Raw genomic sequence first — 13,468 nt, forward strand, 5'->3', positions numbered from 1 at the left:
GCATACCAGATAGATCAAGGAGATCAAGATGGCAGCAGAAAAGACCACAGGTAAAGAGGCTGAACTGGCCGCCAGCAAGGCAGCTGTCGGCGAAGCTTACGAGAAGCTGCTGGAGGCGCGGAACCATTTCACGGCGGCCGCGCAGGCGGCAGGTATGGATGTTAAGCACGACGCGCTGGAGCAACTGCTCAAGGGGCGCGAGAAGGCCGAGGCGTTGGGCGATCAGGCTTCAAGCTATATGCGTGAAAAGCCGTTGGCCACGTTGGGTGTTGCCTTCGCTGCAGGCTTTGTTCTGGCGCAGCTGTTTTCGCGCAAATGAGTGAGCAGGCAGAGCCCCTATCGTCAAAGTCCGAGGGGCGGTCGACGGAGCCCGGAGCGGATACGCCCGAGGTCTCCGCCGACGCGATTAAAGCCGTCGAGGAGCTGATCGATCATACTGCGGCCTGGCTAAGGCAGATTCTGGCGGCTGGTGGTGAAGTGGCGACCATGTTGCGACTTGAGCTGCAGCTGACCTTGGGCGACGCACGCCGAATACTGCTGTTGGGGCTGTTGCTGGTGCCACTGATGCTGTTCGCTTGGGTGGTGTTCAGCCTGTTGGCTGGCTGGTTGATCTGGCAGGCTGCTGGCTCGGTCGCGGCAGCGCTGGGCGGGGTGCTGGTGTTGCATGGTGCCTGCATCGCCGTGCTGGTGCGGCAGCTGCGGGTCTATCAGCAGTCGCTGGGCTTTCGTCGCACCAAGGCGCACTTCAAACGTCTTATGCAGGGAGCAAATGATGAGTCGTCGTCAACTGATGGCAGAGATTGATCAGCTGGATCACCAGTTGAATCTACGAATCGAAATTGTGCAGCTGGGCGGCGCCCTGGTGCGGCATCAGCTCGCTCAATTGCCCCCCGTTGTTCTGGTTGGCAGCGGTGCACTCGCCGGTGCATTGACCCAGCGGCTTGGTGCGAGCCGGACCTGGGGAATGGGGCTGACCGGGGTGCGGCTGCTGCCACTGGTGCAAAATGTCTTTCAAGTGGCGCGCCGTCTGTGGAGTCCGCTGTGACTGAGGCGCCGGAGCAGACTGAGCAGGCTGAGCTTGAGCGCGTGCCGGCGGTGCGCCGCTCACCCACCCAGCAGGCGTTGGTCTGGCTGTTGGCATTAGCCTGTTTGTATACCCTCTATTTTGCCCAGACGCTGGTGTTGCCTGTTGTTGTCGCGGCATTGTTCGCGCTGTTGCTGAGCCCGCTGGTCGCGGTGTTCAAGCGCTTTCATGTACCTCGCACACTGTCGGCGTTGCTGTTGCTGACTGCTATCGGCGTGCCATTTACGCTGCTGGGCTCGCAGCTCGCCGAACCGGCGGAAAAGTGGGTGAAGCGCCTGCCTGAACTGTCTGCCCAGTTATCTAATGAGCTGGATGCCTTTGGCCGCAAGCTGAGCCCGGCAGATGTGTCGTCGAGTGTGGAGGCTGAGCCAGAGAAGGGCTTCAAGTTGTTTGGCTGGTTTCGTGAGGAAGCGCCTGCACCGGCAATGGCGTCATCGGCAAGCAGTGATACGGGATTGTCGGACCGGGTGATGCAGGGCGGCATGGAAGTGATGGTCAAGGCGCTTGGGGCAACCCCGGCGGTGCTGGCGCAGTTTTTCACCTTTCTGGTGCTGGTGCTATTCATGCTGATCTTCGGCCCTTCGCTCTACAGCACCTTTATTCAGGTGTTTCCGCAGGTACGTGACAAGCAGGCAGCAACTGACCTGCTGGAGCAGGTTCAACGGGAGTTGTCGCGCTACATTCTGACTGTCAGCCTGATCAATACGCTGCTGGGCACCGTGACCGGCCTGGTTTTGCACCTGATGGGCGTGGAGGATGCGCTTCTTTGGGGGGTCATGGTCGGCTTGCTGAACTTCGCTCCCTACGTTGGTCCCATCATCGGCATGCTGGTGCTGTGTCTGGCGGGTATGGTGCAATACGGCCCCGTCATCGATGCGCTGCTGCCGGCGCTGGTGTTCTTTGGCATCAACCTGGTCGAGGCGCAGTTCGTTACTCCAACGGTACTGGGCCAGCGCATGCGGCTGCATCCGCTGGTACTGATGTTGTGGCTGATCCTGTGGGGCTGGTTATGGGGTGTGGTCGGTGTGCTGATAGCCGTGCCGTTGCTGGTTTGCCTGAAGCTGGCGGCTGATCGCATGCATTTGCTGCAGCATTGGGTGAAGCTGATCGAAAGTCCTATTTGACCCTCAGGCAGGCGTTGGTGCGCGGCGTACCATCAAGACTGCACTGATGATCAACAGCCCGCCTATCAGCATGCGCAGGGTCGGCTGTTCCGCGAACAGCCACCACGCAATCAGAATGCCGTAGACCGGCTCCAGTGCGAAGAACAGCGACGCAGTGCGAGCGTTCAGTACACGCAGGCTGGAGACGAACAGCACCTGCGCCAACCCGGTACAGAACACACCCAGCAAGCCAATCCACAGCCAGTCCAGAGCTGGCATCTGCATCAGCGCATGCGTACCTGTGGGCAGGACCAACAGTGACACTACCAGACTTTGCCAGCAAGCGATCTGCACTGGATGCAGGTGGCCGCTGGTGAGCCGGTTGCCGACCGAGAGGGCGGCGAAGCAGAAGCCGGATAGGATTGCCCACAACAGTCCTTCGGTATTGTCAGCGTCGAGGGTGAACTCTGCCGGTATTAGCAGTAATCCCGCACATACCAGGCCGACCTTGACCAGGTCCTGCCGAGTGGGCAGCTCGCGCCAGAAGAGCGCTTCCAGTACCACCACAAAGGCTGGGAAGCTGGCGAACCCCAGCGTGGCGATGCCGACGCCAGAAATGTCAATGGCATGAAAGAACGTCAGCCAGTGCACGGCCAGAAAGGCGCCGCACATCAGCAGGCTGGCCAGGTGGCGGGGCGTGAGCTGGCGCAGTAGCGGATGGCTGCCGAGTCGGGCAAACGCAATCAGCGCAGCGACTGCAAGCAACGCTCGCCCCAGCACGATGGCATCGGGCGTGGTGCTGGCCAGCTTGCCGAAAATACCGGTCAGGCCGAACAGCAGGGCGGCGACATGCATAAAGAGCAGGGCGCGGTTGTGGGTCAGGTTGGTCATGCTGGTCTCGGGGGATAATGGCTGAGCAGGATGGTACTGCGCGGGCAGAACCTTTGCTGTTGTGCCACTGCTGAATATTGTCGCGATACTGCTGGATTAGTCGCCGCCCTTGCGCAGAGCACTGGGCGACAGTTGCCAGCGTCGGCTGAAGGCTTGGGTAAACGCGCTTTGGCTGCTGTAGCCACAACGGGCAGCGATCTCGCTGATTGGCAGGCAGCCATGCGCAAGCAGTTGCCGAGCTCTTTGCAGGCGCCGTTGGCGCAGGTAGGCCAGTGGCGAACAGCCGAGTTCCCGCTGGCACCAGTAGTTGAAGCGCGACGCAGAGAGGCCGCAGACCCGAGCGAGGTCTTCAACCCCCAACGGACGTGCCATCTGGGTTTCGATAAATGTGTTGAGGCGGGCGAGCGGCAGCCGGCGCTCAGCAGTCGGCTGGCCAAGTAGGGAGTTGAGCAGCAGCGCGGCGCTGTTGTCGGCCAGCCAGGGTTGACTGCTGATCAGGCCGGCAAGGCTGCTGATCAGTTGCGTCTGGGCCGGATTAAGCGGCTGTAGCGAAGTATGGTCCAGCAGTCTCAGCTGGCTGTCGCGCTGCCCCTCAAGGCCCGGAAGCGGTGCATCGGGGGCGATATCCAGCACCAGACAATTGCCCTGGTCCCGGCTGAAAAAGGCATGCCGGTCGTTCGGGGCGATGATGGCAACACGTCCGGCCTGTACTTGGCCACCGTCATCCTTGAATTCCAGCTCCAGAGTGCCGTGCAGTCCAAATACCAGCTGCGCCTGATGCGCATGTGCATGGGCGTTGGCTGCGTCCGAGTAGTGGTGAATATCAAGGCGGGTAGTCGGCATCGGGCTATTCTATGGAAGTCGCGCCGGGTTGCACAAACCGGGCTGACGAGGGGGGCAGGGACGCTGCCAGGATTGATACTATATTGGTATCATTCGGCTCCGTTCCATCCACTGACCGGAATACTGATTTGAAGCACGAAACACATGGTCTGCGCTCCTGGTTGGAACGCTTGAATCGCGCCGAGCTGCCCGCAATGGCCGTGGTTGTGCACGACCTGTTGCGGTTGTCACAGTCGGAAACCGCGTCGGTTGCCCAACTGACAGAGGTGTTGATGCGTGATGCCGCGCTGGCCTCCAAGGTGCTGCGGGTCAGCAACAGCGTTTACTGCAACCCGGGTCGTGAGGTGATCAAGACCCTGTCGCGTGCGGTAGTGGTGGTGGGCTTTGATCAGGTACGGATGATCGGTCTGTCGGTCAGCCTGCTGGATGGCCTGTTGAAAAACTCCCCGCGCGAGCAGCTGCAAGCGCTGTTGGCGCGTTCCTTCCATGGCGCGGTGCAGGCACGCAACATGGCGCAGTATTTGAATCAACGCCAGCAGGAAGAGGTTTTCATCGCGACCTTGCTTAGCCATATCGGCGAGTTGGCGTTCTGGAGTCATGCCGGCTCGATGACTGATCGCCTGGTGACCGCTCTGAGTGAGCCGGGTGTCGATCCGGACAAGCTGCTGCGCCGAGAGCTTGGCGTCACCTTTGACCAGTTGACCGTGGGTTTGCTCAAGTCCTGGAACATGGGAGAGATCGGCCAGTTGATCCAGGCCAGTCGCAGTAGTGATGGCCCGGCCGCACGAGCGGTGGCCTTGGGCAGCGAGCTGGCCGAGCGGGTGGCGACCGACGGCTGGACACATGAGTCGGTGCAGGCGCTGATCGAACCGGTTGCGGAGCTGATTGGCACAGACGCCGAGCACGCTTGGCAGCAACTGGTTGGCAGTGGCCAGGAAGCAGTCCGCATCGCCGGTACCTGCTCCAATGCTGATTTGCAGCAGTGGATTCCGCGGGCGGATGATCTGCCGCTGGACCTCTCTGCGCTATTGCAGATGGAGGTGGTGCCGCAGGTGCCCTCTGCCGACGAACCATCCACAGAGAGCAAGTTAGAGGGTGAGGCCGAACCACTGCTGCAGCCGAACCTGGAAATGCTCAAGCTGTCGATTGATCACCTCAAGTTGATGGTACGTGCGCCGATGGATGTCGATACCATTCTTCACACCGTCATGCAGGGGCTGCATCGGGGGGCGGGTATCGAGCGGGTCGCGCTGATGGTGCTCGCTGAAAAGCAGACACAGTTCCGGGTACGCGCGGCAATCGGCAAGGGTACTCAGCGCTGGCGTGAGACCTTTTCACTGCCCTCCGCTGACAGCGCACCGCAGGTGTTCACTCATGCGCTTGAGCAGCGTGATTGTCTGTGGCTCGATAGCTCGAACAGTGGCGGCCTGCAGCAGTTGGTAACGCCAGCAGTCGTTGAATTGGTCGGCAGCGGCCCGTTTGCGGTCGCGCCAGTGGTCGCCGGCAGCCGGCGGGTGGGGGTGCTGTATGGTGACATGCGCTTGTCTGGTCGTGAGCTGAGCGCCAGTCAGCTGGCCACCTTTAAGCGCTTTGCCGAGTTGACCGGGCTCTGTCTGCAGCGGCTCAGTCAGCGCTGAGCCTGCAGCTCAGCCGGGCAGGCAGACGCCGGTGCCGCCCAGACCGCAGTAACCGCCGGGATTCTTGGCCAGGTATTGCTGGTGATAGTCCTCGGCGTAGTAAAAGGTCGGCGCAGGCAGGATTTCAGTGGTGATTTCTTCCAGACCTGCCTGCTGCAACGCGTCAGCGTAGTTGGCCTTGCTGGCCTCGGCGAGGGCACGCTGGGCCATGTCGCTGACATAGATGCCGGAGCGGTACTGGGTGCCCTGGTCGTTCCCCTGGCGCATGCCCTGTGTAGGATTGTGCGACTCCCAGAACACCTTCAGCAGTTGCTGCAGTGACACCGCGTCTGGATCGAACACCACCAGCACGACCTCGTTGTGGCCGGTCATACCTGAACAGACTTCCTCGTAGGTCGGGTTGGGCGTCAGGCCGCCGGCGTAGCCGACTGCGGTGCTGTAGACGCCCGGTACCTGCCAGAAGCGTCGCTCGGCGCCCCAGAAACAGCCAAGACCAACAATCAGCGTCTGCATCTGCTCGGGGAAGGGCCCATGCAGCGGCGTGCCGAGCACGCTATGGGTGGTTTGGCTGGCAGGGATCGGCGTGTCGCGGCCGGGCAGCGCCTCGTCGGCGGTTGGCAGGCGTAGCTTATGCTCAGGCATGCGTTGGAAGAACATGTTGCCTCCGTCAGCGTTGCAGTTCGCCGCGCTGCTCCAGTAAGTCGCGCACCAGATATAGAGCAGCCAGCGCGCGGCCTTCGGTGAAATTACTGCGGGCGGTCAGCTCGCTGAGTTCGTACAGGTCGATCTGGTCGACCCTGATTGGCTCCGGCTCATCGCCCGGCAGACGTTTTTCGTACAGGTTGCGGGCCAGCACCACCGCGATCTTCTGGCTCATGTAGCCCGGTGAGAGTGACAGGTGCGTGAGGAACTCCAGTTGTTCGGCACCAAAGCCGGCTTCTTCCATCAATTCGCGGTTGGCGGCTTCCAGCACATCCTCACCCGGCTCGACCAGACCCTTTGGCAACGACAGCTGGTAATCATCGGTGCCGCCGCAGTATTCCTCAATCAGCAGCGCCGTGCGCGCATCCTGCATAGCCACAACCATGACGGCGCCATAACCTTGACCCTTGTTGACCAGTCGCTCGTAGGTGCGTTCTACGCCGTTGCTGAAGCGCAGCTGAACCTGCTCAACAGTGAACAGACGACTCTTGGCGACAATTTTTGCTTCCAGCGTTTGCGGCTTCTGCGGCATGAGGGCTCCGTGTTGATCAACCTGTTGCGTGGCGAGCGCCGATTAAGAGCCAAATGCTATCTGGCGCTCAGGGCAGGCACTCAAGCATGCATCTGCCGCTTTGCGCCTCCTGCCAATAGCGCCCTATCAGCTGTGAACCGCGCCTTGTAGCTGCATGCCTGAGTACTCGCAGTGAGTCTGTGGAGTTAATCAGCGCTTCCCTTGGTATCATAGCCTCACCTCTAGCCCAAGCCCAACCGCCGATGCTCAACTGGAACACAATTGATACCGTGCTGCTCGATATGGACGGCACCCTGCTTGATCTGCACTTCGACAACCACTTCTGGCTGGAACATATGCCTGTCTGCTATGCCCGCCATCATGGTCAGTCGGTTGACTGGGCCAAGACGGAACTGTACGCCATGATGAATGCCATTCAGGGCCAGCTGGATTGGTACTGCTTGGACTACTGGACCCGCGAGCTGGGGCTGCCGATTGTCGAACTTAAGCGCGAAATCGCACACCTGATCAGTTTGCGCCCTGATGCCGATACCTTTCTGCAGGCACTGCAACGCAGCGGCCGGCAAGTAGTGCTGATCACCAATGCCCACCGCGATTCATTGTCGCTGAAGATGGAGCGGGTTGAGCTGCGCACATGGTTCCAACGGCTGATCAGTTCCCACGATTACGGCTATCCCAAGGAAACGCAGGCGTTCTGGCATGCCCTGCAGGCTGATATGCCGTTCGACCCCGAGCGTACGCTGTTTATCGACGACAGCCTCAGTGTGCTGCGGTCGGCCCGTGAGTATGGTATCGCCCATCTGCTGGCGGTACGGGAGCCCGACAGTCGTGGCGCGCGACGCGATACGGAGGAGTTTGAGGCGGTGGAGGATTACGCGGAGTTGGTTGCCGCCATCACCCGCGCGCGCGGGCTGAGTCGGCAGCTCCAAGCCGCAAGCCGCAAGAAAACCCCGTGAGGTGTCCTGTCGCGCGGGTTTTCTTTTGGCTGCGCATCGCAGCAAATAGCGTTTGGAAACACGTGATAGCCTCGGCGCCGAATCCACCCTGATTACGCTTGCAGGGGGAGGCCATCCGCCTTGCAGCTTCTAGCGGCCGCTAGCCCTTCCCCTTGGTGCGCGTCTGGTTGGGTCGGGCGTTTTTCTCGATGTAGTCGATAATCAGGCCGGCGACGTCTTTGCCGGTGGTGCTTTCGATGCCTTCCAGACCTGGGGAAGAGTTCACTTCCATTACGACTGGGCCGTGGTTGGAGCGCAGGATGTCGACCCCGGCCACGCTCAGGCCCATGACTTTGGCGGCGCGCACTGCGGTCATGCGTTCCTCCGGCGTGATTTTGATCAGACTGGCGCTGCCGCCGCGGTGCAGGTTGGAGCGGAATTCGCCCGGCTTGGCCTGGCGTTTCATCGCCGCGATGACCTTGTCGCCAACCACCAGGCAGCGAATATCGGCACCCCCGGCCTCGCGGATGTACTCCTGCACCATGATGTTGGCCTTCAGACCCATAAAAGCTTCGAGCACCGACTCTGCGGCCTTTTCGGTTTCACACAGCACCACACCGATACCCTGAGTGCCTTCCAGCAGTTTGATCACCAGCGGAGCGCCGCCAACCATGCTGATCAGGTCCGGAATGTCGTCTGGGGAGTGGGCGAAGCCGGTGACCGGCAGGCCCACGCCCTTGCGGGCCAGCAGTTGCAGCGAGCGCAGCTTGTCGCGCGAGCGGCTGATGGCAACTGACTCGTTGAGCGGGAACACTCCCATCATCTCGAACTGGCGAAGTACTGCAGTGCCGTAGAAGGTGATAGAGGCGCCGATACGCGGAATCACCGCGTCGAAGCCTTCCAGTTCCTCGCCCTTGTAGTGAATCGACGGCTTGTGGCTGGCGATGTTCATGTAGGCGCGCAGTGTGTCGATGACGCGCACCTCGTGGCCACGTTCTGTCGCCGCCTCGATTAACCGGCGGGTGGAGTACAAATTGGCGTTACGCGACAGAATCGCAATTTTCATTCTGGGTCCCTTGACGCTGAAAGGCGCATTGATGGGGGTAAGGGTAGTGTGCTTAGTAGGGTGTTTCGATCAGGGGCTTTTCCTGAACGAAGCGCAGGCCCGGGTTGATCACCAGTTGTGCGTCCTGCATCGCCGTGCAGCCGATCAGCATGCGATAGCGCATGGCTTTGCGGCAGGTCAGGGTGAACTCCACATCCCAGCACTTGTCGCCCAGCAGCAGTGGCGTGCGGATGACGTGCCGTTCCTGCATCTGACCATTGGAACTCTTGATTCGTTTCAGGTCGATCAGTAGGGCTTCACAGGTCCGGGTGTGCTGACGGGTGCGGCTGCCGATATGCGCATCAAAGCGTACCCAGGTCTGGTTGTCGCGTGTGAAGGTGCTGATGTTGCTGGCATGCAGTGCCGAGGTCTTGGCCCCGCTGTCGATCTTGGCGATCATTTGGCTGATGCCGAGTTCGGGCAGCGCGACCCACTCTCGCAGGCCGATCACGCTCAGATGATCAAAGGTTTTCACAGCGGTATCTCCAGCCCCGGAGGCATTCGGCGCGCATCATGCTGCAAGTCTCGGGTTTCGACAAGCCTGTTATAGTGCGCCTGCGAGAGGAGTACAAACCTGATGCAGCAAGAAGGCAAAATTCGCCTGGATAAATGGCTCTGGGCGGCCCGTTTTTTCAAGACCCGTTCGTTGGCCAAGACCGCTATCGAAGGGGGTAAGGTGCAATGCGCCGGTGAGCGTTGCAAGGCCAGCAAGGAAATCCGTGTTGGCGATATATTGAGTATTCGCCAGGGGCTGGACCAGAAAGTGGTCGAGGTGCTGGTGTTGTCCGAGCAACGCCGTGGTGCTCCTGAAGCGCAGTCGCTCTATCGCGAAAGCGAACAGAGCATTGCTGCACGCGAGGCCGCCGCAGCGCAGCGCAAGGCGCTGGGTGCCGGCGGGCAGATCAGTGACGGTCGGCCGAGTAAGAAGCAGCGCCGTCAGATCTTTCGTTTTCGCGATGAACGTAATACACCGGTCGGGGACTGATTGCTATAATCGCGGCTTTTTGAAGGTGCATCATGGCCGCTCAGGACATTACCCAACGCTTTCTGTTTGAAAACGCCGACGTGCGCGGCGAGCTGGTGTCCGCCGATCAGAGCTACCGCGAGATCCTCGCCAAGCACCCCTATCCGCAGCCGGTACAGGCACTGCTGGGTGAAATGCTGGCAGCCGCGGTGCTGCTGTCGACCACCATCAAGTTTGATGGCCTGCTGATTCTCCAGGCCCGCTCCAGTGGCCCGCTCTCCACCTTGATGGTTGAGTGTTCCAGCAAGCAGGGCGTGCGCGGCATTGCCCGTTACGCCGACGATCTGAGCGGTGAAACACTGGCGGAGCTGATGCCTGACGGCGTGCTGGCAATCACCATCGACCCGGATAACGGTCAGCGCTATCAGGGCATTGTGTCGCTGGAAGGGGGCTCGTTGGCAGAGTCACTGTGCAGCTATTTTGCCAATTCCGAGCAGTTGCCGACCCAATTCCGTCTGCATGCCGATGGTCGTGTTGCCCGCGGTTTTCTGTTGCAGGCGCTGCCGGCCGACCGGCAAAAGGACGAGCAGGAGCGCGCCGATACCTGGTCTCATCTGAATGTGCTGGCTGACACCATTACCGCCGAAGAACTGATCGGTCTGGACAACGAAACCCTGCTGCATCGCCTCTATCACCAGGAAGAGGTGCGACTGTTTGACGCGCAGCCGGTGCACTTTGAATGCAGTTGTTCGGTCGAGCGTTCCGGCAACGCGTTGGTCAGCCTTGGGCAAGAGGATGTCCTTGCGCTGCTTGAGGAGCAGGGCGGTGAGATCACCGTGGACTGCCAGTTTTGCAATAGCCGTTATCGTTTTGACGAGCCTGCCGTGCATGCGCTTTTTGCTGCTGCGGCTGAGCATGCGAAGGGTTTGCACTAAACGAGAACGGTTCAGGCTTAGCGACTTTGTCTTTTTTTTGGCATAATGGCGCGCCTGCGCGCTGAGTCCGCGCTGAGTCACTGGACGAATACCAACCTGAACCCCCACGGACTTAGGCCGAATCGGTCGGTCTTTAGATAGATATATTCGGTCAAAGTCGAAGAGGACCCTGTTTAATGACGCAAGCTACCAATACCGTGTACACCGATCTGAGCGTGGCACACCTGATCGAGCTGGCCATTCAGCGCAATGAAGGTCAACTGGCAGATACTGGCGCTCTGGTAGTCAAGACCGGTGCACGTACCGGCCGCTCGCCGATGGACCGTTTTATCGTTGACGAGCCGTCCACCAGCTCTGCGATTGCCTGGGGTGCGGTAAACCGCCCGTTCCCGGCTGACAAGTTTGATGCCCTGTGGGCCCGTGTCGCCGACTACCTGGGCGCCAAGGAAAGCTTCGTCTCTCACGTTCACGTTGGTGCCGATCCGGCCCACTACCTGCCGGTAGTGATGGAAACCGAGACGGCATGGCACAACGTGTTCGGTCGCACCCTGTTTATCAATCCCGAAGTCTATAACCCGGCTTCGCGTGATACCTGGCAGATCATGAACGCCCCGTACTTCGTCTGTGAGCCTGAGCGTGATGGCACCAACAGCGAAGGCTGCGTGATCATCAACTTCGCCCAGCGCAAGGTCCTGCTGGCAGGCATGCAGTACGCCGGTGAAATGAAGAAAGCCATGTTCTCCGTGCAGAACTTCCTGCTGCCGGCCAAGGACGTGCTGCCCATGCACTGTGCCGCCAACGTCGGCGACAATGGTGATACCACGCTGTTCTTCGGTCTGTCCGGTACCGGCAAGACCACCCTGTCTGCTGATGAGTCTCGTAACCTGATCGGTGACGATGAGCACGGCTGGGCAGAAGGTTCGGTGTTCAACATCGAAGGTGGTTGCTACGCCAAGTGCATCGACCTGTCGCAGAAGAACGAGCCGGTCATCTGGAATGCCATCAAGTTCGGCTCCATCGTCGAGAACGTGGTCATCGATCCGACCTCTCGCCACGCCGACTACGCTGATGTCAGCCTGACCCAGAACACCCGTGCCGCCTACCCGTTGGAGCACGTCGAGAAGCGCGTTGAGGCCAATTTGGCCGGTGAGCCGAATGCGATCATCTTCCTGACCTGCGACCTGACTGGTGTACTGCCGCCGGTGTCTATCCTGAACAACGAGCAGGCTGCCTATCACTTCCTGTCCGGCTACACCGCACTGGTCGGTTCCACCGAAATGGGGTCGGGTGGCGGCATCAAGTCGACTTTCTCCACCTGCTTCGGCGCGCCGTTCTTCCCGCGTCCGGCTGGCGAGTACGCTGAGCTGCTGATCAAGCGCATCAACGCCTTCGGCAGCAAGGTCTATCTGGTCAACACCGGCTGGACCGGTGGTGCCTACGGTACCGGTAGCCGTTTCAGCATCCCGACTACTCGCGCGATCATCGCTGCGATTCAGTCTGGCGCGCTGGTGGGTGTGGAGACCGAGCATCTGCCGGTTATCAATCTGGACGTCCCGGTTGCCGTTCCTGGCGTTGAAACCAAGCTGCTGAACCCGCGCAACACCTGGGCGAGCGGTGCGGATTACGACAAGGCGGCGCAGGACCTGGCCAAGCTGTTCGTCGATAACTTCACCAAGTTCGACGTCTCCGACGCCATCGTCGCAGCTGGTCCGCAACTGGGCTAAGTCGCTGGTATTACGCGTTAACGAAACCCGCCTGATGGCGGGTTTCGTGTTTCCGGGGTTGCCGTTTGGCGATGTGCGATGCTGGTTCGCTGATGTCGCGTCTGCGTCCGGGCAGGTACCTTTGCGGCGCGAAAACATGGCAGATGTACACCCCTCCCGGTGCTGACCGTACGGAAGGGGGATCGATTGCTGCGGCTTTCGATAGAACATTGAAATAAAAGAGATAAAAAGGGTTGACACTCCGGCGCTGGTCGGTAAAATGGCGCGCCTCAGCAGGGGATATGTGTTACCAACCACTGCCCAGGTTGAGATGTTTGAACGTGATTCCGCGATAGCTCAGTTGGTAGAGCAAATGACTGTTAATCATTGGGTCCCAGGTTCGAGTCCTGGTCGCGGAGCCAATTCAAGCAAGTTCGGGGTATAGCGCAGCCTGGTAGCGCGCCTGCTTTGGGAGCAGGATGTCGAGAGTTCGAATCCCTCTACCCCGACCAGTTTTTTTGAGCATGGGTCGTTAGCTCAGTTGGTAGAGCAGTTGGCTTTTAACCAATTGGTCGTAGGTTCGAATCCTACACGACCCACCACTCAAAACCTTCCTTGAAGTACTTTTCCTTTCTATCTGAATTAGTTCTCCTGGCCTGCCTTGTGCGGGTTTTTTGCGTTTGCGGTTGGTGTCTGGGTATGCCATGGCTGCGTCTGTAGCCTCTCCTGCTGACAGAATCGCCACTTCAGGTGTGCCGCTTGAGCATGCAGGGAATTGGGTCTGCGCAGCGACCGTGCTGTCAGCACCATTGGACGCGGAGCATCCGGACAGGAATTCCCACGCGGAGCGTGGGAATGATCAGTGAGGGTGGAGTGTGCACGGAATTTAGTCCCGTTTACGCGGGCGAGTAGCGCAGGGCTGACGGGAAAAAGAGTCATAGGATGTCTGAGGCTCGAAGAGCCGAGTTTTTGAGTGGCCTGCGAGGTCTCCCCGTCAGCCCGAGCAACGCAGCGAACCCGAAGGGCCGCGTAGC

At 60.0% G+C, this 13,468-nt stretch carries 15 protein-coding genes and 3 tRNA genes; 12 read left to right on the plus strand and 6 right to left on the minus strand.

Translation table 11 applies throughout. The features are described from left to right. The first annotated feature begins 28 nt into the window (after positions 1-28). The 4 genes from C1949_RS12605 to C1949_RS12620 are packed head-to-tail and all read left to right on the plus strand — an operon-like array spanning position 29 to position 2,208. Positions 29-319, plus strand: coding sequence for a hypothetical protein (locus C1949_RS12605; RefSeq protein ID WP_104738825.1), 291 nt, complete (start codon positions 29-31; stop codon positions 317-319). Then, positions 316-804, plus strand: a complete 489-nt coding sequence (locus tag C1949_RS12610) for a hypothetical protein (protein WP_104738826.1) — start codon at positions 316-318, stop codon at positions 802-804. Before C1949_RS12605 ends, C1949_RS12610 begins: the two co-directional genes overlap by 4 nt. Further along, positions 773-1,045: a hypothetical protein gene (locus tag C1949_RS12615; protein WP_146040317.1), complete on the plus strand. Its 273-nt coding sequence runs from the start codon at positions 773-775 to the stop codon at positions 1,043-1,045. Before C1949_RS12610 ends, C1949_RS12615 begins: the two co-directional genes overlap by 32 nt. Continuing rightward, the gene (locus C1949_RS12620) at positions 1,042-2,208 is read left to right on the plus strand and encodes an AI-2E family transporter (RefSeq protein WP_211287136.1); all 1,167 of its coding nucleotides are present in this window, start codon (positions 1,042-1,044) and stop codon (positions 2,206-2,208) included. Before C1949_RS12615 ends, C1949_RS12620 begins: the two co-directional genes overlap by 4 nt. A 3-nt stretch (positions 2,209-2,211) precedes the next feature. Here the strand turns inward: C1949_RS12620 and C1949_RS12625 are convergent, their stop codons facing one another. Both C1949_RS12625 and C1949_RS12630 read right to left on the minus strand, forming a co-directional pair. Continuing rightward, positions 2,212-3,078: a DMT family transporter gene (locus C1949_RS12625; protein WP_308421310.1), complete on the minus strand. Its 867-nt coding sequence runs from the start codon at positions 3,076-3,078 to the stop codon at positions 2,212-2,214. A gap of 96 nt (positions 3,079-3,174) precedes the next feature. Then, entirely contained in the window at positions 3,175-3,921 is a 747-nt protein-coding gene (locus C1949_RS12630) for a helix-turn-helix transcriptional regulator (protein ID WP_104738828.1), read from the minus strand. A 128-nt stretch (positions 3,922-4,049) separates the two neighbouring features. Here C1949_RS12630 and C1949_RS12635 point away from each other — a divergent pair, with 128 nt between their 5' ends. Beyond that, positions 4,050-5,558: an HDOD domain-containing protein gene (locus C1949_RS12635; protein ID WP_170063068.1), complete on the plus strand. Its 1,509-nt coding sequence runs from the start codon at positions 4,050-4,052 to the stop codon at positions 5,556-5,558. A gap of 9 nt (positions 5,559-5,567) precedes the next feature. Here the strand turns inward: C1949_RS12635 and msrA are convergent, their stop codons facing one another. Next, positions 5,568-6,215, minus strand: a complete 648-nt coding sequence (gene msrA, locus C1949_RS12640; RefSeq protein ID WP_104738830.1) for a peptide-methionine (S)-S-oxide reductase MsrA — start codon at positions 6,213-6,215, stop codon at positions 5,568-5,570. Positions 6,216-6,225: 10 nt separating this feature from the next. After that, complete coding sequence (gene nudE / locus C1949_RS12645; RefSeq protein ID WP_104738831.1) at positions 6,226-6,792, minus strand: ADP compounds hydrolase NudE; 567 nt, start codon at positions 6,790-6,792, stop codon at positions 6,226-6,228. A gap of 242 nt (positions 6,793-7,034) precedes the next feature. Here nudE and yrfG point away from each other — a divergent pair, with 242 nt between their 5' ends. Continuing rightward, complete coding sequence (yrfG, locus tag C1949_RS12650) at positions 7,035-7,748, plus strand: GMP/IMP nucleotidase (protein WP_104738832.1); 714 nt, start codon at positions 7,035-7,037, stop codon at positions 7,746-7,748. A 139-nt stretch (positions 7,749-7,887) separates the two neighbouring features. On the opposite strand, the gene rimK is transcribed toward yrfG, so the two are convergent. After that, on the minus strand, positions 7,888-8,793 hold the full coding sequence (gene rimK, locus C1949_RS12655; RefSeq protein ID WP_104738833.1) for a 30S ribosomal protein S6--L-glutamate ligase: 906 nt from the start codon (positions 8,791-8,793) through the stop codon (positions 7,888-7,890). Between the two features lie 52 nt (positions 8,794-8,845). Further along, positions 8,846-9,307: a retropepsin-like aspartic endopeptidase RimB gene (gene rimB / locus C1949_RS12660; protein ID WP_104738834.1), complete on the minus strand. Its 462-nt coding sequence runs from the start codon at positions 9,305-9,307 to the stop codon at positions 8,846-8,848. A 102-nt stretch (positions 9,308-9,409) separates the two neighbouring features. On the opposite strand from rimB, the gene C1949_RS12665 reads away from it, so the two are divergent. The 6 genes from C1949_RS12665 to C1949_RS12690 all read left to right on the plus strand — a co-directional run bounded on the left by C1949_RS12665 (position 9,410) and on the right by C1949_RS12690 (position 13,036). Continuing rightward, on the plus strand, positions 9,410-9,817 hold the full coding sequence (locus C1949_RS12665; protein WP_104738835.1) for an RNA-binding S4 domain-containing protein: 408 nt from the start codon (positions 9,410-9,412) through the stop codon (positions 9,815-9,817). A gap of 32 nt (positions 9,818-9,849) precedes the next feature. Then, positions 9,850-10,731, plus strand: a complete 882-nt coding sequence (hslO, locus tag C1949_RS12670; RefSeq protein ID WP_104738836.1) for an Hsp33 family molecular chaperone HslO — start codon at positions 9,850-9,852, stop codon at positions 10,729-10,731. A 176-nt stretch (positions 10,732-10,907) separates the two neighbouring features. After that, a complete protein-coding gene (locus C1949_RS12675; protein WP_104738837.1) occupies positions 10,908-12,455 on the plus strand; it encodes a phosphoenolpyruvate carboxykinase in 1,548 nt (515 codons plus the stop codon). A 325-nt stretch (positions 12,456-12,780) separates the two neighbouring features. Beyond that, positions 12,781-12,856 (plus strand) — tRNA-Asn (locus C1949_RS12680). 13 nt (positions 12,857-12,869) lie between these two features. Further along, positions 12,870-12,946: transfer RNA gene (locus C1949_RS12685), tRNA-Pro, on the plus strand. Between the two features lie 14 nt (positions 12,947-12,960). After that, a tRNA-Lys gene (locus C1949_RS12690) sits at positions 12,961-13,036 on the plus strand. Positions 13,037-13,468 lie beyond the last annotated feature (432 nt).

This window comes from Halopseudomonas oceani, assembly GCF_002903165.1.
Taxonomy (GTDB): domain Bacteria; phylum Pseudomonadota; class Gammaproteobacteria; order Pseudomonadales; family Pseudomonadaceae; genus Halopseudomonas; species Halopseudomonas oceani.